This window comes from Arthrobacter zhaoguopingii (assembly GCF_009828595.1).
GTDB lineage: Bacteria > Actinomycetota > Actinomycetes > Actinomycetales > Micrococcaceae > Arthrobacter_D > Arthrobacter_D zhaoguopingii.
The window spans coordinates 104,533-127,309 of sequence record NZ_WPNY01000008.1; the positions used below are offsets into that span (position 1 = coordinate 104,533).

The 22,777-nt window shown below is 70.8% G+C and carries 19 protein-coding genes and 1 tRNA gene; 14 read left to right on the plus strand and 6 right to left on the minus strand.

The window, feature by feature from the left end:
- Positions 1-37: 37 nt before the first annotated feature.
- Positions 38-997 carry a glycosyltransferase family 9 protein gene (locus GVV86_RS11970; protein WP_159802938.1) on the minus strand — a complete coding sequence of 320 codons (960 nt, stop codon included), beginning with the start codon at positions 995-997 and terminating at the stop codon, positions 38-40.
- A 114-nt stretch (positions 998-1,111) separates the two neighbouring features.
- On the opposite strand from GVV86_RS11970, the gene GVV86_RS18700 reads away from it, so the two are divergent.
- The 7 genes from GVV86_RS18700 to GVV86_RS12000 all read left to right on the plus strand — a co-directional run bounded on the left by GVV86_RS18700 (position 1,112) and on the right by GVV86_RS12000 (position 7,875).
- Positions 1,112-1,657 carry a D-glycero-alpha-D-manno-heptose-1,7-bisphosphate 7-phosphatase gene (locus GVV86_RS18700; RefSeq protein ID WP_246669970.1) on the plus strand — a complete coding sequence of 182 codons (546 nt, stop codon included), beginning with the start codon at positions 1,112-1,114 and terminating at the stop codon, positions 1,655-1,657.
- The gene (locus GVV86_RS18705; protein WP_246199769.1) at positions 1,654-2,754 is read left to right on the plus strand and encodes a glycosyltransferase family 9 protein; all 1,101 of its coding nucleotides are present in this window, start codon (positions 1,654-1,656) and stop codon (positions 2,752-2,754) included. The genes GVV86_RS18700 and GVV86_RS18705 overlap by 4 nt, the downstream gene beginning before the upstream one ends.
- On the plus strand, positions 2,751-3,752 hold the full coding sequence (locus GVV86_RS11980; RefSeq protein WP_159802940.1) for a glycosyltransferase: 1,002 nt from the start codon (positions 2,751-2,753) through the stop codon (positions 3,750-3,752). The genes GVV86_RS18705 and GVV86_RS11980 overlap by 4 nt, the downstream gene beginning before the upstream one ends.
- A complete protein-coding gene (locus GVV86_RS11985) occupies positions 3,749-5,032 on the plus strand; it encodes a glycosyltransferase (RefSeq protein ID WP_159618402.1) in 1,284 nt (427 codons plus the stop codon). The genes GVV86_RS11980 and GVV86_RS11985 overlap by 4 nt, the downstream gene beginning before the upstream one ends.
- On the plus strand, positions 5,029-5,718 hold the full coding sequence (locus GVV86_RS11990) for a D-sedoheptulose-7-phosphate isomerase (RefSeq protein WP_425483358.1): 690 nt from the start codon (positions 5,029-5,031) through the stop codon (positions 5,716-5,718). The genes GVV86_RS11985 and GVV86_RS11990 overlap by 4 nt, the downstream gene beginning before the upstream one ends.
- Positions 5,715-7,076: a PfkB family carbohydrate kinase gene (locus tag GVV86_RS11995; RefSeq protein WP_159802941.1), complete on the plus strand. Its 1,362-nt coding sequence runs from the start codon at positions 5,715-5,717 to the stop codon at positions 7,074-7,076. The genes GVV86_RS11990 and GVV86_RS11995 overlap by 4 nt, the downstream gene beginning before the upstream one ends.
- A gap of 73 nt (positions 7,077-7,149) precedes the next feature.
- Positions 7,150-7,875, plus strand: a complete 726-nt coding sequence (locus tag GVV86_RS12000) for an SDR family oxidoreductase (RefSeq protein ID WP_159802942.1) — start codon at positions 7,150-7,152, stop codon at positions 7,873-7,875.
- On the opposite strand, the gene GVV86_RS12005 is transcribed toward GVV86_RS12000, so the two are convergent.
- The gene (locus GVV86_RS12005) at positions 7,841-8,998 is read right to left on the minus strand and encodes a glycosyltransferase family 9 protein (RefSeq protein ID WP_159802943.1); all 1,158 of its coding nucleotides are present in this window, start codon (positions 8,996-8,998) and stop codon (positions 7,841-7,843) included. The genes GVV86_RS12000 and GVV86_RS12005 overlap by 35 nt on opposite strands.
- A gap of 230 nt (positions 8,999-9,228) precedes the next feature.
- On the opposite strand from GVV86_RS12005, the gene GVV86_RS12010 reads away from it, so the two are divergent.
- The 4 genes from GVV86_RS12010 (at position 9,229) to GVV86_RS12025 (ending at position 14,203) form a co-directional block, all read left to right on the plus strand.
- On the plus strand, positions 9,229-10,632 hold the full coding sequence (locus GVV86_RS12010; RefSeq protein ID WP_159802944.1) for an aldehyde dehydrogenase family protein: 1,404 nt from the start codon (positions 9,229-9,231) through the stop codon (positions 10,630-10,632).
- Positions 10,632-12,128: a D-glycero-beta-D-manno-heptose 1-phosphate adenylyltransferase gene (gene rfaE2 / locus GVV86_RS12015; RefSeq protein ID WP_159802945.1), complete on the plus strand. Its 1,497-nt coding sequence runs from the start codon at positions 10,632-10,634 to the stop codon at positions 12,126-12,128. Before GVV86_RS12010 ends, rfaE2 begins: the two co-directional genes overlap by 1 nt.
- A 134-nt stretch (positions 12,129-12,262) precedes the next feature.
- A complete protein-coding gene (locus tag GVV86_RS12020; protein ID WP_159618390.1) occupies positions 12,263-12,454 on the plus strand; it encodes a DUF2795 domain-containing protein in 192 nt (63 codons plus the stop codon).
- Between the two features lie 132 nt (positions 12,455-12,586).
- Positions 12,587-14,203, plus strand: coding sequence for an MFS transporter (locus tag GVV86_RS12025; RefSeq protein WP_159802946.1), 1,617 nt, complete (start codon positions 12,587-12,589; stop codon positions 14,201-14,203).
- A gap of 10 nt (positions 14,204-14,213) precedes the next feature.
- Here GVV86_RS12025 and GVV86_RS12030 read toward each other — a convergent pair whose 3' ends face one another.
- The 3 genes from GVV86_RS12030 to GVV86_RS12040 all read right to left on the minus strand — a co-directional run bounded on the left by GVV86_RS12030 (position 14,214) and on the right by GVV86_RS12040 (position 16,646).
- Positions 14,214-14,450 carry a hypothetical protein gene (locus tag GVV86_RS12030; RefSeq protein WP_159802947.1) on the minus strand — a complete coding sequence of 79 codons (237 nt, stop codon included), beginning with the start codon at positions 14,448-14,450 and terminating at the stop codon, positions 14,214-14,216.
- A gap of 352 nt (positions 14,451-14,802) precedes the next feature.
- Positions 14,803-14,875: transfer RNA gene (locus GVV86_RS12035), tRNA-Lys, on the minus strand.
- Between the two features lie 100 nt (positions 14,876-14,975).
- The gene (locus tag GVV86_RS12040) at positions 14,976-16,646 is read right to left on the minus strand and encodes a sensor histidine kinase (RefSeq protein ID WP_159618384.1); all 1,671 of its coding nucleotides are present in this window, start codon (positions 16,644-16,646) and stop codon (positions 14,976-14,978) included.
- 167 nt (positions 16,647-16,813) lie between these two features.
- Here GVV86_RS12040 and GVV86_RS12045 point away from each other — a divergent pair, with 167 nt between their 5' ends.
- Positions 16,814-17,779: a 2-hydroxyacid dehydrogenase gene (locus tag GVV86_RS12045; RefSeq protein ID WP_159802948.1), complete on the plus strand. Its 966-nt coding sequence runs from the start codon at positions 16,814-16,816 to the stop codon at positions 17,777-17,779.
- A gap of 3 nt (positions 17,780-17,782) precedes the next feature.
- Here GVV86_RS12045 and GVV86_RS12050 read toward each other — a convergent pair whose 3' ends face one another.
- The gene (locus GVV86_RS12050; RefSeq protein WP_159802949.1) at positions 17,783-18,259 is read right to left on the minus strand and encodes a hypothetical protein; all 477 of its coding nucleotides are present in this window, start codon (positions 18,257-18,259) and stop codon (positions 17,783-17,785) included.
- 201 nt (positions 18,260-18,460) lie between these two features.
- Between GVV86_RS12050 and ilvD the strand changes: the two genes are divergently transcribed.
- Both ilvD and GVV86_RS12060 read left to right on the plus strand, forming a co-directional pair.
- Positions 18,461-20,161, plus strand: coding sequence for a dihydroxy-acid dehydratase (gene ilvD / locus GVV86_RS12055; RefSeq protein WP_159618378.1), 1,701 nt, complete (start codon positions 18,461-18,463; stop codon positions 20,159-20,161).
- A 735-nt stretch (positions 20,162-20,896) separates the two neighbouring features.
- Positions 20,897-22,777: an acetolactate synthase large subunit gene (locus GVV86_RS12060; protein ID WP_159802950.1), complete on the plus strand. Its 1,881-nt coding sequence runs from the start codon at positions 20,897-20,899 to the stop codon at positions 22,775-22,777.

Genomic DNA, 22,777 nt, shown 5'->3' on the forward strand with positions numbered 1-22,777 from the left:
CAGGGGTGTCCGGTGGGCAAGGGCCATCGAGCCCGCGCTAGTACACGCCGAGCCGGGAGGCCGCGGCGAGCACCGCATCGGGGGTCACCGCGAGCAGCGCCGGGTCCGGGTCTGTGGCGAAGGTTTCGCCGACCCGCTTTGAGGCGTCGGTGAGCACGATGTGCGGCCCGGGCGGAGGGCCCCACTCCTCGACCGGCGCCGGCCCGAAGAGCACAACGGAGGGGCGGGCGTAGGCGGAGGCGAGATGGGCGGCACCGGTATCGGCCGACACGACGAGGCGAGCCCCGGCCACGAGCGCCGCGAACCGCTCGAGCGGCAGTTCCCCGGCAACGACTGCGCGCTCGGGAAGCCCCGCGGCCTCGGCAACCGCCAGCGCCCGCGCCCGCTCACCGGCGCTGCCGGTCAACAGCACCTTGTGGCCGGCCCCGGTGAGGGCCTTGGAGACGGCGGCGAAGCGGTCCACCGGCCACAGCCGGCTCCCATACGCTGCCCCGACGTGCACGACGACGGCCCCGGGCGCGGGGCTTTCCTCATCGGGGACGCGCAGGCGCAGGTCCAGCGGATCGGCCGGCACGCCGTGCCAGGACACGAGGTCGGCCCACCGGTGCCGCTCGTGGACGCCGTCCTGCCAGGCCGGGCCGTCCCACCCGGGTGAGCGGTGGCCCATGCGGCGGGCCGGAACGATCTCCTCGAGCCGCCCGCGGCTCTCCGGTCCGTTGCCGTGGAGGTTGACGGCGATGTCGATACTCCCGGGGGCAAGGTCCAGGGGGTCGTCGAGTCCGTGCGTGGGAAGCAGCTCATCGACGGCGTCGGTCAGCGCCACGATGGGTGCCAGCCAGGCCTGGGCGGCGTACCGGATGCGGTGCCCGGGAAAGGCACGGCGCAGTCCGCGCAGTGCGGGCACGGCTACCAGGAGATCGCCCAGCTTCAGGGCGCGCAGAGCCAGCAGTTCCGGCCGGCCGTCCGGGGGCGGGGGCGCGGAGACGTTCGATGCCATGGCCCCATCCTCGCAGAGGAAGCGGACGCCGGGCCGGGCACTTCCCGGCGGCCGGGCGGAAAGAAGTTGACCCTCAAGTGTTTAGCACTGCTTCTTCTCGGGAACAGAGCTTGTATGAGAAGCAGGGCTTTGGCTGCGGCCGCTCCGAAGGCGGTCCTGTTCGACCGCGACGGGACGCTTGTAGTCGACGTCCCGTACAACGGCGAGCCCGCGCTCGTCGAGGAGATGCCCGGTGCCCGGGAGGTCCTCGACCGGCTGCGGGGCGCCGGCGTCGCCGTGGGGGTCGTGACGAACCAGTCCGGGATCGCGAGGGGGATCCTGACCCGCGCGCAGGTGGATGCCGTCCACGCCAGGATCGAGGAGATCCTTGGCCCCTTCGCCGTCTGGGAGGTCTGCCCCCACGGCCCGGCCGACGGGTGTGCCTGCCGGAAGCCGGAGCCCGGCATGGTCCTGGGCGCCTGCCGCAGGCTCGGGTTCGAGCCCGGCCAGGTGGCGGTGATCGGGGACATCGGAGCCGACATGGGGGCCGCCCGGGCCGCCGGGGCGGCCGGTGTCCTGGTGCCCACCGCCGTCACCCGCCCGGAGGAGATCGCGGCCGCACCTGCCGTCGCCTCCTCCCTCGGGGCCGCCGTGGAGCTGCTCTGGCGGGATCCGCGGTGACCGGGCGCGTGCTGGTGGCCCGCCTCGACAGCGTGGGGGACGTCCTGCTCGCCGGACCGGCTGTCCGCGCCGTCGCCGCCGGGCGCGGGGGAGCACCCTCCGAGGTTGTCATGCTGTGCGGGCCGCAGGGCGCCCCGGCGGCCCGGCTGCTGCCCGGCGTCGTGGACGTGCTCACCTGGGCGGCGCCCTGGATCGTCGATCCGGCACCGCCGGTCACCTCCGGCCTGCTGCGGGAGGTCATCGACCACGCCGAGGCATCCGGCGCCGCGGAGGCGGTCATCCTCACCTCCTTCCACCAGTCGCCGCTGCCGCTGGCCCTCGCGCTGCGGCTCGCCGGCATCGGGCGCATCACGGGGGCGTCGGTCGACTACGCCGGGTCCCTGCTCGATGTCCGGCTCAAGCCGGGCGAGGACTTCCCCGAGGACCAGCCCGAGGCCGAACGCGCGCTGCGCATCGCCGCGGCCGCCGGCTACCAGCTCCCCCCGGACGATGACGGACGTCTCCACGTCACCGGTCTCCCCGACATATCGGCCCTGGTGGGGGAGGCACCCTATGTCGTCGTGCATCCCGGGTCCGCCGTACCGGCGCGTGCCTGGCCTCCGCTGCACCATGCGGCCGCCGTCGAACTGCTCACCGCCGCGGGCTTCCGGGTGGTCGTCACGGGCGGACCTGCGGAGACCGGGCTCACCGCGACGGTCGCCGGCCCCGAGGGCCTCGACCTCGGAGGCCGCACGGACCTTGCCTCCCTGGCCGCCGTCGTGCAGGGCGCTGCGGCCGTCATCACCGGCAACACCGGGCCGGCCCACCTCGCCGCCGCCGTGGGGACTCCGGTGGCCTGCCTGTTCTCCCCCGTGGTCCCCGCCGTGCGGTGGGCGCCCTACAAGGTGCCCGTTGAACTCCTCGGAGACCAGGGCGCGTCCTGCGCCGGGAGCCGCGCCCGGACCTGCCCGGTGCCGGGCCATCCGTGCCTCTCAAGCGTCCAGCCCGAGGAGGTCGTCGACGCCGTCCGCCGGCTGACCGCCGGGGTGGCATCGCTCGGTTCGCGGCGCCGCATCGGCCGCGCGGAGGCGCGCGGCCGGGAACGGGGAAGCCAATGAGAATCCTGCTCTGGCACGTCCATGGAGGGTGGACCGACGCCTTCGTGCGCGGCAGCCACACCTACCTGCTTCCCACCACCGCCGAGGGCGGGCCGTGGGGTCTGGGACGCGCGGGGAGGGACTGGCCTGATTCTGTGCGTGAGGTGGAGCCCGGGGAGCTCGCCGGGCAGGACATCGATGTCGTCGTCCTGCAGCGGGTCGAGGAAATCGCGGAGTGCGAGCGGCTCCTGAACCGCACGCCCGGACGGGACCTGCCGGCCGTCTTCCTCGAGCACAACACCCCCAAAGGCGACGTTCCGTCGGCGCTTCATCCCCTCGGGGGGCAGGACCTCATCCCCGTGGTCCATGTCACCCATTTCAACGAGCTGATGTGGGACAACGGGATGGCCCGGACCACCGTCGTCGAACACGGCATTGTCGATCCCGGCCCGCTCTACACCGGGGACCTGGAACAGCTCGCGGTGGTCATTAACGAACCCGTCCGCAGGGGACGCGTCACCGGCACCGACCTGCTGGCCCGCTTCGCCCCCACCGCACCCCTTGAGGTGTTCGGCATGGGCGGCGACGGCCTTCCGGACCTGCTCGGGCTGCCCCCGGAACGGCTGCGGCTCGGAGGCGACCTGCCCACCGCGCAGCTCCACTCCCGGCTGGCCCGCTCCCGCGCCTACCTCCACCCCCTGCGGTGGACTTCGCTTGGCCTCGCCCTGCTCGAGGCGATGCACCTTGGCATGCCCGTGCTGGTCCTCGCGACCACCGAGGCAGTCCGGGCTGTCCCGCCCGAGGCCGGAGCCGTCTCGACGGACGTCGGTGAGCTCACGGCCATGGCGGCGCGGCTGCTGGCCGACCCGGACGAGGCCCGTTCCCGCGGCCGCGCCGCCCGCCGGGCGGCCCTCGACCGTTATTCCCTCGCCCGGTTCCTTGCGGACTGGGACGACGTGCTGGATGCCGCCGCCGGGCGCGGACGGGTCCTGGCAGTAACCAAAAGGAGAGCGCAGTGAGGATATCCCTGGTTTCCGAACACGCGAGTCCGCTCGCGGCCCTGGGCGGAGTCGACGCCGGCGGGCAGAACGTGCATGTCGCGGAGCTGTCCCGTGCCCTCGCGCAGCGCGGCCACGACGTCACGGTCTACACCCGACGGGACGATCCCGGCCTGCCCCGGCGCGTGCGTTCCGCCGCGGGCCTCGACATCGTCCACGTGGATGCCGGTCCTCCCCGTGCAGTGCCGAAGGACCAGCTGCTGCCGTTCATGCCGGACTTCGCCCGGGGCATCCTGGCGGACTGGGGGGCCCGCCCGCCCGAGGTGGTGCACGGACATTTCTGGATGTCCGGGCTGGCCTGCCTCGACGCGGCCGCGCAGTGCCCTCCCACCCGCCGGCCGGTGGTTGTCCAGACCTTCCACGCCCTGGGCACGGTGAAGCGGCGACATCAGGGCGGTGAGGACACCAGTCCCGCGGAGCGCATCCGGCTTGAGACGGCCGTCGGCCGGGATGCGGACCGGATCATCGCCACCTGCAGCGACGAGGTTTTCGAGCTCAAGGCGCTCGGCATCCCCGGCACCCGGGTCTCCATTGCACCGTGCGGGGTCGACCTCGACCTGTTTTCCCCGTCGGGGCCCGCAGCTCCCCGCGGGCGCGCACACCGGATCGTTTCGGTCGGACGCCTCGTTCCACGCAAGGGCATGGACCTGGCGATCCGCGCCCTGCGGATCCTCGCCGACGGCGGCTACGACGTCGAGCTTGTGCTCGTCGGCGGCCCCGGAAACGCGGCCCGCCTCGAGGAGGATCCTGAGGCACGGCGGCTGAAGGCCCTTGCCGCCGACCTGGAGGTCGAGGACCGGGTGGTGTTCGCGGGCCAGGTGGGGCGGGAGGACATGCCCCCGGTCCTGCGCAGCGCCGATGCCGTCGTCTGCGCCCCCTGGTATGAGCCTTTCGGCATCGTCCCCCTCGAGGCCATGGCGTGCGGGGTTCCCGTTGTCGCCGCGGCCGTCGGGGGACTTGTCGACACGGTGGTCGACGGACGCACCGGCAGGCACGTTCCGCCGCAGGACCCCGGTGCCATCGCCGGTGCGGTCAAGGAGATCCTCGACAGCCCCGGCTGGGGCACCGAACTTGGCCGGAACGGAAACCGGCGGGTCCGGGCCCGGTATTCCTGGAACCGGATCGCCGCGGACACCGAAAAGGCCTACCTGCTGACACTGGGCAGCGCACGCCTGGCCGATGAGGCGCAGGGGCTTCCGCTGCCGCGCCCGCTGGAGAGCACGGGAGGGAGGGCGCTGTGACCGCCGAATACCTCAACGCCGGCCGGCCACTTGGAACCCTGCCGGCCCACCACCGGGACCTTCCGGCCGGACTCGACGGATTCTCCGACGAGCGGCATGCGCACTCCCTGAAGGCCGTCGTGGACCACCTCGCGGCGGTCCTTCCCGCCCTCGAATCCCTGCGCGCAGAGGCGGACCACCTCGCCCGCTGGGGAGTGGAGCTGGCCGGGCGCCTCCTGGCCGGGAGCCGGCTGCTCGCCGCAGGAAACGGCGGGTCGGCCGCTGAGGCGCAGCACCTCACCGCCGAACTGGTCGGAAGGTTCGACGGCGAGCGCGAACCGTTCTCCGCGATTTCCCTCCATGCCGAGAGCTCGGCGGTGACCGCGATCGCCAACGACTACGGGTACGACCAGCTGTTCGCCCGCCAGGTGCGCGCCCACGGCCGGCGGGGCGACGTGCTGATCCTGTTGAGCACGAGCGGGAAAAGCCCCAACCTGCTGCACGCGGTGGAGGCGGCCCGCGCGGCGGGCATCATCACCTGGGCCCTCACCGGTCCGGCGCCCAACCCGCTCAGCTGCTGCGTCGACGACTACGTTGCGGTGGAGGCGGCCTCGGCCAACGCCCAGGAGGGACACCTGATCGCCCTGCACGCGCTCTGCCGGGCGTTCGATTCGGAAGTGCGCCGGTACCGGGAGGAACGCTCATGAGGGTCCTGGTGATCGGCGATGTCCTCCTGGACGCCGACCTGTCCGGAGCGGCGGAACGCCTCTCCCCGGATGCCCCCGTGCCGGTCGTCGACGTCGACACGGTGCAGCGGCGGGCCGGCGGCGCCGGGCTGGTGGCGCGGATGCTCCAGCGGGACGGCCACGACACCGAACTGGTCACGGTGCTCTCCGACGACGACGCCGCGGTCTTCCTGCGCGCCGAGCTCAAGGGGATCACCGTGACCGCAGGCCCGTCCGGCGCCCCGACCCCGGTGAAGACCCGGGTCCGGGCCGCCGGGCACGCGATCGTGCGCTTCGATGAGGGGTGCGCGCCGGCACCGGTGCCGGCCTGCACCCCGGAGATGGTGGCCGCCCTTGAGCGCGCCGAGGCGATCGTGGCGGCCGACTACGGCCGGGGGCTGCTGCTCAACGACGACCTGCGCCGGGCGCTGGCGAGGCAGGTGGGACGGGTCCCGGTGGTCTGGGACCCGCACCCGTCGGGGGCCGACCCGCTGCCCGGAACCACCGCGGTGACGCCCAACTTCGCCGAGGCGCTCCGGTTCGCCGGGGTCGACGGCGAGCCCACCGCCGCGGCCGCCGAGGCCGCAGACCGCCTGCGCACGCGGTGGAAGGCCCGCGCCGTGGTGGTGACCCTGGGGGAACGGGGTGCACTGGTTTCGGCGGAGGATGCCCTGCCCCAGGCCGTGCCCGCCCCGAAGGTCACCGCCCCCGATCCCTGCGGCGCGGGAGACCGCTTCGCCGCCACCCTCGCTGTAGCCCTGGCCAGCGGGTATCCCCTCGACGCCGCCGCACAGGAGGCGGTGCAGGCCGCAGCCGCCTTCCTGGGCGCCGGCGGGGTGTCCTCCCTCCGCGCCGTCCGGGAACCGGCGGCACTCGCGGTCCCCGGCGCGGATGCCCTGGACACGGCCCGGCGGACGCGCGGGGCGGGCGGCACGGTGGTGGCCACCGGAGGCTGCTTCGACCTGCTCCACGCCGGTCATGCCCGCACCCTCGCCGCCGCCCGCGGGCTGGGAGACTGCCTCATTGTGTGCCTGAATTCGGATGCCTCGGTGCGCCGCCTCAAGGGCGAAACCCGGCCGATCATGCAGCTTCAGGACCGGGTGGAACTGCTCCTTGCCCTTGAATGCGTCGACGCGGTGCTGGTCTTCGAGGAATCGACCCCGGAAAACGCCCTGGAACGCCTGCGGCCGGACATCTGGGTCAAGGGCGGCGACTACGCCGCCGCCGACCTGCCGGAGGCGCGCCTCGTCGCCGGCTGGGGCGGCAGGACCGTCACCGTTCCCTACATTCCGGCCCGTTCCACCACGATACTCGCGGCCGCCCTGGCCCGCGTGGGCTGAGCGGCCCCGCTCTCTTGACGGCCCGGTCGATCCGCCGGGCCGGGGCACCTGAAGCAGCAACCGAAAGGAAGAAATGACACCTCCAGCAACTGACCACCAGTCCCCGGCCGCGTCCAACCCCGGGCGGGTGCTCGTCACCGGGGGAGGCTCCGGCCTCGGCGCCGCCGTCGTGGAGGCCGTCCTGGCCGCCGGCGGCACCCCGGTCGTCCTTGACCTCGACGTCAGCCGGGTCTCCGGGGTCAAGGCCTTCGAGGTCGACGTAGCCGACCGGAGCGCGGTCGAGGCCGCCGTCCGGGAGGCGGGCGAGACGCTCGGCGGGCTCGACGCCGTGGTGACCGCCGCCGGCATCGACCGCTGCGGAAAGCTCGAAGACGTCCCGGCCGAGCAGTGGGAGAAGGTCTTGGGCGTCAACCTGCTCGGCACCGTCTCCACCGTCCGCGCCGCCCTGCCCTACCTCCTGCCCGTCCACGGACGGGTGGTAACGATCGCCTCCACCCTCGGCATCCGGGCGGTGGCCGACGCCACCGCCTACTGCGCCTCGAAGTTCGGCGTCGTCGGCTTCTCCCACGCCCTCGCAGCCGAAACCTCCGGCCGGATCGGGGTCACCACCATCATCCCGGGGGGCATGAAGACCCGGTTCTTCGACGACCGCGACGAACGATACAAGCCGCAGGACGACTCACGGCTCAACGACCCCGAGCGGGTGGCCGCCGCCATCCTGTTCGCCCTGTCGCAGCCGACGGGCTGCGAGGTGCGCCAGATGCTCATCTGCCACGAAGAGGAAGGTTCGTGGCCATGAGTTCGCGTACGTCCGAGTAGACGGCGTCGGGCTGGACGGACCCGACCAGCGAGTCGTCGTGCTCGCACCGTTCGGCCGTCCAGCCCACCTGGGTCACGTCCACCCCGCAGGTGGGGCAGGCGATGACCCAGGCGAGGTGGACCCGGTGCAGTGCGCGGCCGATGGCGCCGGCGCTAATGACGTTGCCGATCCAGTAGACCCCGACGGTCGGGGTGCCCACGGCCTGCGCCAGGTGGCGTGGTCCGCTGTCGTTGCCGACGACTACGGTGCTTGCGGCGAGCACGCCGGCCAGCTGGCCCAGGTCAAGGTCTCCGGCAAGTGAGGTGATAGAGGAGCCGGGCGCCTGCCGGCGTGCGCGCCGAAGGATCTCCTGCGCGGCCGGGATGTCTCCCTCGTCGCCCACGACGAGGACCCGGGCGCCGTCCGCGGCCGCCAGGGCGGCCACCGCCGCGAAGGATTCCGCCGGCCAGCGCCGGCGCGGATCCGTCGCGCCCGGATGGAGGGTCACCAGCGGGCCGTCGCCGGGCACGAGCCGGGCGGCGTCGTCGAGTTCGCCGGCCCGTACCGCGATCCGCGGTTCGAGGATCCGCGGTTCGGCCCCCGCGAGGCCGGCAACCTCAAGGGCACGGAAGACTTCGTGCTGGTAGTAGATGTAGGGAATCGTGCGTTCCAGTGCCGCAGCGTCGGGGGTCCGGGTGCCGATGGTGTGACGGGCGCCGAGGCGGAGCAGGAACGGATTGGAGTTGCGCCCGCCGCCGTGGATTTGGACGGCCAGGTCGAAGTTCAGCGCAGCCATCCGGTGGAAGAACTCCTCCACCGCCAGCGGGTCGGCCAACCCCTCGCGGATACCCGGCGCCACCGGAAGGATCTCGACGTCGGACACCGGGCCGGGGCGGTCCCGGAGCAGCGCGGCGGCGAGCGGGGTGCCCAGCAGGGTGATGCGTGCCTGGGGGTACCGGGCCTTGAGGGCGTCGATGGCGGGCACGGCGAACATCAGGTCCCCGAGGCCTCCGCCGCGCAGTACCGCAATGCGCTGGACATCCTCGAAGGCCGGACCCACCGGCCCGACTCCCCGGGTGGTTGCGTCAGTGCTTTCGGCCACCGCCGGCAGGGCGTGGTTCATGATCCCTCCTGATTCACCTCCGGGCCGCATCCCGGGTCCATTCCGGCGTTGACGCACCGTCTCCGCTGGCCGTGCTGAGGAAACCATAGGTTCCGGCAGGGACGCAGGACAATTTCTAAATCTCCACGCCGGGGCTGTGTAAATTCATGGACGCCGGGGTATTGGTCTAGCTACCCGCCGGAATATCTGAGCCGCCGAGGGCCGACCCGGAGAACCTGCCAAGGAGCGCGATGTCCACCAACTCCCACGTCGATTCGCCCGCGGCGGCCGACGCAATTACCGTGCTGGATCCCCGGGACGGGACGCTTGTCGGGACCCTCGAATCCTCGACCCCGGAGCAGGTGGAGATTGCCCTGTCCCTCGCCCGCACCGTCCACCCCGAGTGGGCCGCCACCGACCCGGCGGCCCGCGGCCGCCACCTGCGCTCGGCGGCCGATGCCCTGCGGGCCGCGGCGCGGGAGCTCGCGGAGCTGAACGCCCGCGAGACGGGACGCCCGGTGGAGGAGGCACTGGCCGGGGTGCACGCGGGGGTGTCGGCCCTTGAGCAGTACGCCGAGCTGGGGCCGGTGCACCGTGGTCACGCCCTGCGCGGAGCGGTGCTCGCGGCGGACTACACACTGGCCGGGCCCCGTGGAGTCGCCGTCCTGCTGACCCCCTGGAACGACCCGGTGGCCGTCGCTGTGGGGTTGATCGCGGCGGCGCTGGTGACGGGCAACACCGTGGTGCACAAGCCCAGTGAGCGCTGCCCCCACCTCGGCGTTCGGCTCGGGGAGGTCCTCTCGCAGGCCTTCCCCTACGGGGTGCTCATCACCCTCACCGGCGGAGCCGAGGTCGGCGCCATCCTGACCCGGCAGAGCGGGGTCGATGTCTTCGCCCATGTCGGCTCAAGCGCCACGGGAGAGCGCATCGCCCGTGCCGCTGCGCTTACCGGTTCGCATGTGCTGCGGGAGAACGGCGGCAATGATCCGCTCGTCATCGACGACGACGTGGACCCGGTGTGGGCCGCGGAACAGGCCGCGGTCGGCGCGTTCAGCAACAGCGGGCAGATCTGCACGGCCGTTGAGCGGATCTACGTGCACCGCGGGATTTTCGGGCGCTTCGCCGAGGCGCTCGTCGAGCAGGCCCGGCGCCGCAACGACGGCGGAGCATTCGCGCCCCTTGTTGACACTCGGCTGCGCGAGGAGGTCCACGCCCAGGTTTCCGAGGCGATCACCTTCGGCGCGGTGCGGGCCATTGGGGGGAGGATCCCGGAGGGCCCGGGCGCCCACTACCCGGCCACGGTGCTCCTGGGCTGCACCGAGGTGATGCGGGTGATGACCGAGGAGACCTTCGGCCCGGTGGCCCCGGTGAGCGTCGTCGAGAGCTTCGAAGAGGGCCTGGCCCGCGCGGCGTCCGGCCGGTACGGCCTGGCCGCGACCGTGCTGACCGGCAGCATCGCCAACGCCCAGCGCGCCGTCGCCACCCTTCCCGTGGGCACCGTGAAGGTGAACGCCGTCTTCGGCGGTGCCCCCGGTGGCTCGGCCCAGCCGCGGGGGATCAGCGGCGAGGGGTTCGGCTACGGGCCCGAACTGCTCGACGAGTTCACCCTGGTCAAGGTGGTGCACATCAGTTCCCCTCCGGTGGGAAAACCCTGATGGGCGGCCTCGAGGAGGTCCGCGGCCTGGCCGGCTGGGTTCCGCTGAGCATCGCCGGGATATCGCCGGTCATCACGGTGGTGGGTGATGTGATGCTCGACGGCTGGTTCAGCGGCACCATCGAGCGGCTCTGCCGGGAGGCTCCGGCCCCGGTGGTGGAGCTCGACCGCCGGGACTACGCACCGGGCGGCGCGGCCAACACCGCGATGAACCTCGCCGCCCTCGGCGCCCGGGTGCGCCTGTGCGGGCTCACGGGCGCCGATGACGCCGGCGCCCGGTTGCGCGGACTACTCGCCGCGGCGGGTGTGGACGTCACCCACCTCGTCGAGGATCCGGCCATCACCACCACCACCAAGTACCGCATCCTCGGCGGCGACCAGGTGCTGCTGCGCCTCGATGAGACCCCACGGAGGGTGCCGGCCGGTGCCGCTGCGCGGGTAGCCGCCGAGGCCGCGGCTGCGGTCGACGGCAGCGACGCCGTCATCGTGTGCGACTACGGCTCCGGCGTCCTCGACGGTCAGGTCCGCGACGCGCTCGCGGCCGCACCAGGGGACCGTCTGACCCTCGTCGACGCCCACGACCCGGCCGCGTGGGCCGCACTGCGCCCCGACCTGGTCACGCCCAACGCCCGCGAGGCGGCAGGACTGCTCGGGGAGCGGCTCGACCCGCGGGGGGACCGGGCCCGGGCGGTGCGCGAGCGCACCGCCGACCTGCTCGAGGCCAGTGGAGCGGCCGCCGTCGTCGTCACCCTCGACCGGGACGGCACGGTCCTGCTGACCGCCGACAGGGAGTTCCACCGCACCTGGGCGAGGCCCGCCACCGAGAAGCAGGCCTCCGGCGCGGGGGACACCTTCGTGGCCTGCCTGGCCGCCGCCCGCGCCGCCGGGTTGCCGCTGACGACAAGCCTCGACCTCGCCCAGGCAGGCGCCGACATCGTGGTGCACCGCGCCGGCACCTCGGTCTGTTCGGCCGCCGACCTCGCCCAGCACCTGGGCAGCTTCGCGGGGACGGCGCTCGAACCGGACGAGCTGCTGCAGGCCATCCGGCGGGAGCGGGCGGAGGGACGGAGGATCGTGCTCACCAACGGCTGTTTCGACGTGCTCCACCGCGGCCACACCGCCTACCTCAACCAGGCCAAGCAGCTCGGTGACGTGCTTGTCGTCGCCGTTAACGACGACGACGGCGTGCGGCGGCTCAAGGGCCCCGACCGCCCCATCAACCCGGTCGCCGACCGGGCCGGTGTGCTGGCCGCCCTGAGCTGCGTCGACTACGTCACGGTGTTCAGCACCGACACCCCGGTGCCCCTGATCGAGGCCCTCCGCCCGGACATCTACGCCAAGGGCGGCGACTACTCCGAACAGATGCTCGCCGAGACACCGGCCGTGGAGGCCTGCGGCGGGTCGGTGCGGATCCTCGACTACGTTCCCGAACGGTCCACCTCGGCGGTGGTGCGGAAGATCCGGGGGCCGGGCCCGGTGGTGGAGGGCGCGTCGTGACCCGGCGCGGGTCGGAGGACCGGGGCGTGCCGGCCGGGGCCGCCGACCCGACGACGGTCACCGACCGTGCCACAGACGCTGCCGGGGCGATCCTCGGCCAGTGAATCGGTCCATCAACAGAAGGGATGCACGCAATGGCCAATCCAAGCCCGATCGATATCCAGAAGGCGCTCGGGGGGATCGACTACCCCGTATCCAAGGACGACCTGGTGAAGCACGCGGAGGGCTCAGGCGCCGGTGACGAGGTGATGCAGACCCTGCGGGGGCTGCCCGACCGGGAGTATGACTCACCGACGGACGTCAACAAGGAGGCCTCCAGCTCCTGAGCGCCCGCCGGTGCCCGGGAGCCGCCGCGTCATGCTGGCAGGTTCCCGGGCCCCTTCCTTGTTTGGCTTTCGGGTGGATGGGACACTGACTCTTGGCAGCCGACGGGAGGCCTGCCGGGAAGCAGAGAATTCATGAACGAGGTTGTACGGTTTGGGTCGGCGTCAGGCCGCTGGCTGTTGCTGGCCTCCATTCTGGGGTCGGCAATCGCGGGAATCGACGCCACGGTCGTCAACGTGGCGCTTCCCGCGATCGGCGAGGAATTCGATGCCCCCTTCGAGGTCCTGCAGTGGACGATCACGGCCTACACGCTGACCCTGGCCGCCTTCATCCTGCTGGGCGGATCGCTCGGCGACCGGTACGGCCGCAAGCGCGTGTTCGTCATCGGCGTCGTATGGTTCGCCGTGGCCTCGCTGCTGTGCGGGCTGGCCCCCAATGCCGGCACCCTGATCGCCGCGCGTGCCCTGCAGGGCATCGGAGGGGCCCTGCTGACGCCGGGCAGTCTGGCCATGATCCAGGCATCATTCGTGTGGGAGGACCGCGCGCGGGCCATCGGCGCGTGGTCGGGACTCGGAGGTGTGGCGACGGCCATCGGGCCCTTCCTGGGCGGCTGGCTTGTCGAGAGCGTCTCCTGGCGGTGGATCTTCCTCATCAACGTGCCGATCGCCGTCGTCGTCGTCATCATCTCCCACCGCCACGTCCCGGAAACCCGCAATCCCTCTGCCACCGGCACCCCCGACTACCTCGGCGGCCTGCTGGGGGCGGGGGCGCTGGGCGGCTGGACCTACGCGCTGATCGACATCCCCACCGCCGGGCCTCTGGCCGCGCCGGTGGTCACCGCGGCCGCCTTTGGCACGGTGTGCACCATCGCCTTTTTCGTCACGGAAAGCAGGCTGGCGCGGCCCATGCTGCCGCTGGGCATTTTCGCGGTGCGCCAGTTCAGTGCCACCAACGCCGTCACCTTCCTGATCTATGGTGCCTTCGGGGGCATCTTCTTCCTGCTCGTCGTCCACCTGCAGGTCGTCGCCGGGTTCTCTCCGCTTGCCGCGGGAATTGCCCTGCTGCCGGTCACCGTGCTGATGCTCCTGCTGTCCTCCCGGGCAGGTGCGCTGAGCGTGCGTATCGGGCCGCGGGTGCCCATGGCGGTGGGCCCGGCCATCTGCGCAATAGCGGCGCTGATGATGCTGGGCATCGGCGAGGGGTCCTCCTACTGGATCGATGTTCTTCCCTCGGTTGTCGTCCTTGGGCTCGGGCTTTCCCTGCTGGTCGCGCCGCTGACCTCCACGGCGCTGTCCTCGGTCCCCGACGCGCAGGCCGGCCTCGCATCCGGCGTCAACAACGCGGTCGCCCGCGCCGCGGGCCTTCTCGCCATCGCGGTGCTTCCGGCCCTCGCCGGACTGTCCGGGGACGCCTACACGGATCCGCCGGTCTTCGCCGAAGGGTTCCGGTTCGCGGCGATGATGTGCGCCGGGGTCCTTGCCGCCGCAGCGGTCCTGGCCGCAGTGACGATCCGCAACCCCGCACTGCCCGAAGGGGCGGATCGCCCGGCGGCACCGACAACAAAGACGCCGAAGCCCGCAGACGCCGGCGCCACCGGCGCTGAGACCGCCGACACCGCCCGCGCTGCCGGTGCATGGACTACCGGGTCGGCTGTGACCGGTGCCGCGACCCTGCGCCACTGCGCGGTGGACGGCCCGCCGGTGGCTATGTCCGCGGCGGTCCAGGAGTCACGCCACTCCGCCGACGACTAGCGCTGCCGGGCTACCGGTCCGGCTGCTGCGGGCGCTGGCGCCTCATCCAGACGGTCACGACGTACAGGATGATGCAGGCGACGATGATGCGGCCGAGGTTGGGCCCGGAAAGGGCCGTGTCGATGACGATGACGGCCACAATGATGCTGCCGATCACGATCCGTGCAGTGGAGCGTCCGCCGGAACGCGGCAGCTGCGGCCAGGGATGGAAGTCGAACCGCTGCGGGTCATCGGCGTTGGATTTCACGCGGAGCTCCTGAAGGCCGGAAGGAGTCGATTGCGGCCCCACGGGTTGGGCTGTGGCGACGTACTTACCTTACAACGAACGGAACCCGGCAGCTGGCGAGAGCTTGCCGGGTTCCTCGAAGCCCGCTGGGAGCTTCTGTCTTAAGCATAGACGCAGCCCGGGCCAGCCCGTGACCACCGGCGTGGGGTCCGCGGGCCGGGCCCGAGTATGGATTGGGTATGGGCCGATCCAACCAGGGATTTCCATAACCCCTCACGGCCGGCCCGACGTCGCCCAGTGGGGTCTGGCCTGAGGCAAAAGAAAAGCGGCCCCTACCCGACATGATGTCGGGCAGGAGCCGCTATTTTCCCTGTGCACCCCCCGGGACTTGAACCCGGAACCCATTGATTAAGAGTCAATTGCTCTGCCAATTGAGCTAGAGGTGCGTGGCGTCGAGACGGTCTTTTTTGCGAGTCCGTGTCATCCGCAACAGCATGAAACTCTACCAGCACTCCTGCGGAATCGAAAAATCGAGGGACCGGCCGCTCAGCTTACGCTCAGGGCCGGCTGCCTCAGGGGCAGGTAAAAGGTCATGGACGTGCCCTCGCCGAGCCGGCTCCGGCACTCGATCCCGCCGTCGTGCTGGTCGATGATCTCCTTCACGATGGCCAGGCCCAGCCCCACGCCCGGGATCGCCGCACGCACCGCCTCCGGGCTGCGGAAGAACCGGGTGAACACGTTGCGGCAGTCGGCCTCGCTCATTCCCATCCCGGTGTCCGCCACGGTGCACAGCAGCCGGCCGTCCTCGGACCGGGCGTGAACCGTGACGGTGCCGCCGCGCGGCGAATACTTGATTGCGTTGGAGATGAGGTTATCGAGCACCTGCCCGATCTTCCCCGGGTCGCACACCACCCGCAGGCCGTCCGCCAGATCGGTGTCGAGCACGACCCCCGCCTCGATGGCGCGGGGCGTGGCCGAGGCGATGGCCTGGGAGACCACCTGGACGTAGTCGATGGGGGAGGGGTCCAGCGCCGTCGGGCCGTCGGCGGTCCCCAGCAGGTCGTTGACCAGTCCGAGCAGGCGCTGTGCATTGCGGGAGACGACGTCGAGGCCGGCCACCATCGGTGCAGGTGCGCCGTCGACGCCTGAGAGCATCTCCACGTAGCCCACGATCGAGGTCAGCGGGGTGCGCAGTTCGTGGGTGATGTTGGAGATGAAGGTTTGTTTCGCGTTCAGCGCCGACATCAGTTCGGTCACGTCGCTGAAGGTGACAACCGTGCCGTCATGGCGCCCGTCGTCGGACTTCATCCGGGCCGCCGACGCCGAAAGGGTCTTCTGCTCCGGGCCGGCGCCGATCCGCACCACTTCCTTCGAAAAGATTTCGCCGCCGACCGCCCGGTACAGCGGACGCCGTTCCGGCGGCAGGACGGTGGTTCCGTCTTCCTCAAACATGGGGGCGGCGGCCTCGCCGTGGACGGCGCCGCCCGGTGCCGCGGTGGAGGGCATGAGCCGCCGCTGCTTCTGGTTGGCGAGAATCTCCTTGCCTGAGGAGTCGACGGCGAGCACCCCGACGTCGACGGCGTTCACCACGGTGTGGAGCAGCCGTTCGCGCAGGGCGCTGGCCTGAAGGAGCGAGCGGAGTTCGGCGTCCTTGCTCTGAAGGATCCTCCGCTGGCTCCTAAAGCCCCCGGTGATGGCGCTGATGGTGATTCCGATGGCCAGCATCATGATGGGCAGGAGCATGGGCCGGGCCAGTTCCTCGGCGGTGACGGGCCCCCGAAGAAACTGCGGCAGCCACACCACGGCCAGGGAGGCGAGCACCCCGGTGAGAATCGCGGCGCGGGGGTGGATCCCCGATGCGGTCAGCCAGATGACCGGGAAGACGGCGAGGAAGCCGAGGGCCGTGAATTCGGTGCCGGCTCCTTCGCGCATCAGGGCGATCGGAACGAATTCGAGGACCGGTATCGCGAGCGTCGCGGCCAGGGGGAGCCGGTGCCAGGGGACTGCGGCGCAGAGTACGAGCAGCAGCAGGTGCATCAGCATGCACAGCTGCAGCAGGGTCCCTGCAAGGAGAGCCGGCGCGAAGATGGCCACCACGGCCAGGAGGATCAGGGCCGTCGCGGTAAGGGGCACCTGGCTGAGCAGCATCCGACGGCGCGGAGAGAGCCGCTCGAAGTGCTCCGGGTTGAACGTAAGGTACGACAGGGCTCGATCCAAGCTGCGGCTCCGGAGGTGGCTGAACGGGGGTGATTGAACTGTGGTGGGCAGGCGGCAGCTCATTCGCAGGCGGCGCCGGTCCTTGTATGATCACACACGCCCCCGCAGCGGCGGCGCCGCCGCACCGGCGGTGCGCTCCGGCCCGCGGCGGCCGTTAGGCTGGCCCGATGGAGACCAGCGGCAGTCCCGGCCAGGCGATTCGAACCCTCACCGTCCCCTCGGAGGAGCTGCGGGAGGCCCTCGCCCCCGCCGCCGGCGCCATCCGGCTGGCGGTCTGGGACTTCGACAGCGCCCCGGCGGGAATTGACCCGGCGGAGGTCGACGCCGTTGTCCTTCCCTACACCGGCAGCCCAGACCTGCGCTCCGCCCTGCCCGCGGCGCCGGGCCTGAAGCTCGTTCAAACCCAGACCACCGGCTACGACGGGGTGACCGATCTCGTCGGGCCCGGCGTCGGCATCGCCACCGCCTCGGGAGTCCATGCCGCCGCGACCGCCGAGCTCGCCGTCGGCCTGGCCCTGGCCTCGCTGCGCGGAATCGACGACGCCGTCCGCAATCAGCGCGAGGGCCTGTGGCGGCCGCGGCGGTACCCGGGACTCGCCGACCGGCGCGTGCTCCTGGTCGGCGTGGGCGGCATCGGCCGGGAGATTCAACGCCGGCTCGACGCCTTCGACGTCCTTCTCACCCGGGTCGGCAGTTCCGCCCGCGACGACGAATCCGGGCACGTCCACGCGGCCTCGGAGCTCGTGGCACTGGCGCCCACCCACGACGTGGTCATCGTCATCACGCCGCTGACGGAGGCGACCCAGGGGTTGATCGGGGCCGAGGTGCTCGCCGCCCTTCCGGACGGCGCCCTGGTGGTCAATGTCGCCCGCGGCCCCGTCGTTGACACCGAAGCGCTGACGCGGGAGGTGGTGGCGGGCAGGCTCCGCGCCGCCCTGGACGTCGTGGATCCCGAACCGCTGCCGGCGGAACACCCGCTGTGGCGGGCGCCCGGTGCGCTGATCACCCCGCACGTCGGAGGCAATTCCGGGGCGTTCTGGCCCCGCATCGTCCGGCTCCTGGAGCGTCAGCTCCACCTGCTGGGCAGCAGCGCCGCCCCCGAGAATCTGGTTCAGCGCGGTCCGTGGGGGTAGGGGCTAGGCGAGCCCGATGAAGGCCTCCATGAAGGCGTCGAAATCGATCCGGTCGACGTCCTGCTCGAGGACGATGCCGTTGCCCGGACCGACATCGAGTACGGGTTGGTCCTCCACGGCGAACCGGAAGACCTTCCCCGTGCTGGTGCCGACCTCGTAGGTGTTGTCGTCCCACATGGTCGCATGCGCCAGGTTCGTCATATTTATTTCCACCGGGGACCCTGCGCCACTGAGGTCCGCGACCCGGACAGGCGCAATCATCAGTTCGGCCGGCTTCCAGCGGTAGCCGAGCACGTAGGACGTCCCGTCCGGCGCGGGAGGCTCCCCCTGCTCCGGTTCTTCGGGTTCCTCCGGTGCGGCAAAGACGAGGTTGTAGGCGCCGTAGTTCGGGATCTGCGAGTCGAAGATCCGGCGGAGGGCGTTCTTCAGCCCCTGGCCGCCGGAAAGATGCTCTGGAGACGATGCAGGCTCGGACGTCATGTTCCGCCAAGGAGTTAGGGTGCCGGCTGGTGGGTCGGCCGCGGCATCGAACCCCCACGGCCCGCGGGCGCTCGCCCACTGCGGCCGATTGTACCGGAGGGACCCTTCCAACTGGAGGTTGGGCAGGTTCGAACCGCCGGGCGGTAACAGCCCGGAAATAGAAAACAGAAAGCCGCGACGGTTACCCATAGACTTTCAGGCATGACCGTGACTACCCCTGACATCAAGCCAAGAAGCCGTGCGGTAACCGATGGAATCGAGCGGGCGCCGGCGCGCGGAATGCTGCGGGCCGTCGGCATGGGCGACGACGACTTCGTCAAGCCCCAGATCGGCGTTGCCAGTTCCTGGAACGAGATCACCCCCTGCAACCTCTCACTCAACCGGCTCGCCCAGGGAGCCAAGGAGGGCGTGCACGCAGGTGGCGGGTTCCCTATGCAGTTCGGCACCATCTCCGTCTCCGACGGCATCTCCATGGGCCACGAGGGCATGCACTTCTCCCTCGTCTCGCGTGAGGTCATCGCCGACTCGGTCGAGACGGTCATGGAAGCCGAGCGCATCGACGGCTCGGTCCTCCTCGCCGGCTGCGACAAGTCCCTGCCCGGGATGCTCATGGCTGCGGCCCGCCTCGACCTGGCCAGCGTGTTCCTGTACGCCGGGACGATCATGCCCGGCTGGGTCAAGCTCGAGGACGGCACCGAGAAGGAAGTCACCCTGATCGACGCGTTCGAAGCCGTCGGCGCCTGCGCCGCCGGGAAGATGTCGGTGGGGGACCTCACCCGCATCGAGAAGGCGATCTGCCCCGGTGAGGGTGCCTGCGGCGGCATGTACACCGCGAACACCATGGCCTGCATCGGCGAGGCTCTCGGCATGTCCCTGCCCGGCTCCGCCGCCCCGCCCTCGGCGGACCGCCGCCGCGACCACTTCGCCCGCCAGTCCGGCGAGGCCGTCGTGAACCTGCTGCGTCTCGGCATCACCGCCCGGGACATCATGACCCGCAAGGCCTTCGAGAACGCCATCGCCGTCACCATGGCCTTCGGCGGCTCGACCAACGCCGTCCTGCACCTCCTCGCCATTGCCCGCGAGGCCGAGGTAGACCTCACCCTCGACGACTTCAACCGCATCGGCGACCGGATTCCCCACTTGGGCGACCTCAAGCCCTTCGGCCGGTACGTCATGACCGACGTCGACCGGGTCGGCGGCGTTCCCGTGATCATGCGTGCACTGCTCGACGCCGGGCTCATCCACGGCGACGCCCTGACCGTCACCGGCAAGACCGTTGCCGAGAACCTCGCGGAGATCAACCCGCCGGACCTCGACGGCAAGATCCTCCGGGCCATGGACAACCCCGTCCACAAGACCGGCGGCATCAGCATCCTCAAGGGATCCCTCGCCCCCGAAGGCGCCGTGGTGAAGACCGCAGGGTTCGACGCCTCCATCTTCGAGGGAACGGCCCGCGTATTCGAACGCGAGCAGGGGGCCCTCGCCGCCCTCGCCGAAGGCACCATCAAGGCCGGCGACGTCGTCGTCATCCGCTACGAGGGACCCAAGGGCGGCCCTGGCATGCGCGAGATGCTCGCCATCACCGGGGCGATCAAGGGCGCAGGGCTCGGCAAGGATGTCCTCCTGGTCACCGACGGGCGCTTCTCCGGCGGCACCACCGGCCTGTGCATCGGGCACGTGGCCCCCGAAGCCGTGGACGGCGGACCGATCGCATTCATCCGCGACGGCGACCGCATCCGCGTCGACATCCCCAACAAGAGCTTCGACCTGCTCGTTGACGAGGCCGAGCTGGAAGCCCGCAAGGTCGGATGGGAGCCGCTGCCGGCCCGTTACACCAAGGGCGTCCTGGCCAAGTACGCGAAGCTGGTGCACTCGGCCTCCGAGGGGGCTTACTGCGGCTAGAACCTCCCAAGGTGCCACGCGCTGAAGCGCATGGCACCTTGGGGCCCTCGGTTCATCGCCTTATTGTGGGTAGTTGGCTCGGTGCCTCTGTCGCCGCCGCGCGCTAAGCGCGCAGGCTTAGGGGCCCCTCGGTTTCTACCCTTATTGTGGGTGGCCGGCCTCCTGCCTTCCTCACCAGCCACGCGCTGAAGCGCATGGCACCTTGGGGCCCTCGGTTCATCGCCTTATTGTGGGTAGTTGGCTCGGTGCCTCTGTCGCCGCCGCGCGCTAAGCGCGCGGGCTTAGGGGCCCCTCGGTTTCTACCCTTATTGTGGGTGGCCGGCCTCCTGCCTTCCTCACCAGCCACGCGCTGAAGCGCATGGCACCTTTGGGCCCTCGGTTCAGCGCCTTATTGCGCGGGCTGGGTTTGTGCCTCTGTCGCCAGCTATGCACCCCGGGCGCACGGCTTTCCGAATCAGTTAGTGTCCACTAACTGGACGCTTTGTCCAGCATGTGAGACACGGGGGAGTGCTGTTGACACTGCACAACCCGTACGAGGACACTTCAAATATGCAGTCAGTGAACGTAATCGTCGTCCTTACCAAGCGCGTGGCCTAAAGCCCGACCGGTAGACCCTACGTCACGCGCAACCCCTCACCAGCCCACCAGGCGGAGGGGTTTTTTGTTTCCACAGGACAAATCGCGCACCAACTGTCCAGCACGTCAATGCAGTACACGTTCCGAAGGAAGTTTCAGATGTCCAAGGGATCGCCCATCAGCCCGGCGCTGATGGCAGCAAGGCCGGCCGCTCCTGCAGCCCCGGGCAGGGACACCGCCCAGCCGGTGCAGGTAAGCGCAGTCCGGGGGCCCAACAACGTTGTGCCCCCCACCGAAATGCTTGGCTCCTCGGCGATCGTCCGGTCCCTTGAAGAGCTCGGCGTCGACGACATCTTCGGACTTCCCGGCGGAGCCATTCTGCCGACCTACGACCCGCTGATGGCCTCCACGAAGCTCCGACATATCCTCGTCCGGCATGAGCAGGGCGCTGGGCACGCCGCCCAGGGCTATGCCATGGTCACCGGCCGCCCGGGAGTCTGCATCGCCACCTCGGGTCCCGGCGCAACGAACCTCGTCACCGCCATCGCGGACGCGCACATGGATTCGGTGCCCCTCGTCGCCATCACCGGTCAGGTCGCGAGCGCCGTCATCGGCTCGGACGCCTTCCAGGAGGCGGACATCGTCGGCATCACCATGCCGATCACCAAACACTCGTACCTGGTCACCAACGCCAACGACATTCCCCGCGTGCTCGCCGAGGCCTTCCACATCGCCTCGACCGGCCGCCCTGGACCAGTGCTCGTCGATATCGCCAAGGATGCCCAGCAGGGCAAGATGACCTTCTCCTGGCCGCCGAAGATCGACATCCCCGGCTACCGCACCGTGGTGCGCGGTCACTCCAAGCAGGTCCGCGAGGCCGCCCGCCTGATCGCCGGTTCCACCCGCCCGGTCTTCTACGTCGGTGGCGGAGTCATCAAGGCCCACGCCGCCGCGGAGCTGAAGGAGCTGGCCGAACTGGTCGGCGCGCCGGTCGTCACCACGCTCATGGCCCGCGGTGTATTCCCGGATTCCCATCCCCAGCACGTCGGGATGCCAGGCATGCACGGCTCCGTCTCGGCCGTCACCGCAGTGCAGCAGTCCGACCTGCTGATCACCCTGGGCGCGCGCTTCGATGACCGGGTCACCGGAGTGCTCTCCAGCTTCGCGCCGGGCGCCAAGGTCATCCACGCGGACATCGACCCCGCGGAAATCTCCAAGAACCGCACCGCCGACGTGCCCATCGTGGGATCGGTCAAGGAGATCATTCCCGAACTTGTCTCCGCCGTCCGCGAGCAGTTTGACGGCGGGGCAGCCCCGGACACCTCGGCCTGGTGGAACACCATCAACCGGCTCCGCGAGACGTACCCCATCGGCTTCGCCCAGCCCGACGACGGACTCTCGGCGCCCCAGCAGGTGATCAAGCGCATCGGTGAGCTCACCGGCCCCGAGGGGGTCTATGTTGCGGGCGTTGGCCAGCACCAGATGTGGGCCGCCCAGTTCATCCAGTACGAACGCCCGCACGCCTGGCTGAACTCGGGCGGGCTCGGCACCATGGGCTACTCGGTTCCGGCCGCCATGGGGGCCAAGGTCGGCAACCCCGACCGGGTGGTCTGGGCCATCGACGGCGACGGCTGCTTCCAGATGACCAACCAGGAACTCGCGACCTGCGTCATCAACAACATCCCGATCAAGGTCGCCGTCATCAACAACTCATCGCTCGGCATGGTCCGGCAGTGGCAGACCCTGTTCTACGAGGGCCGGTACTCCAACACCGACCTGAACACCGGGCACGACACCGTCCGCGTCCCGGATTTCGTCAAGCTCGCCGACGCCTACGGGTGCGCCGGCCTCCGCTGCGAGCGTGACGAGGACATCGACGCCACCATCCAGCAGGCCCTCGCAATCAACGACCGGCCCGTCGTCGTCGACTTCGTCGTAAGCCGCGATTCGATGGTGTGGCCGATGGTGCCCTCCGGAGTGAGCAACGACCTCATCCAGATCGCCCGCAACATGACCCCCGTCTGGGAGCAGGAGGACTAG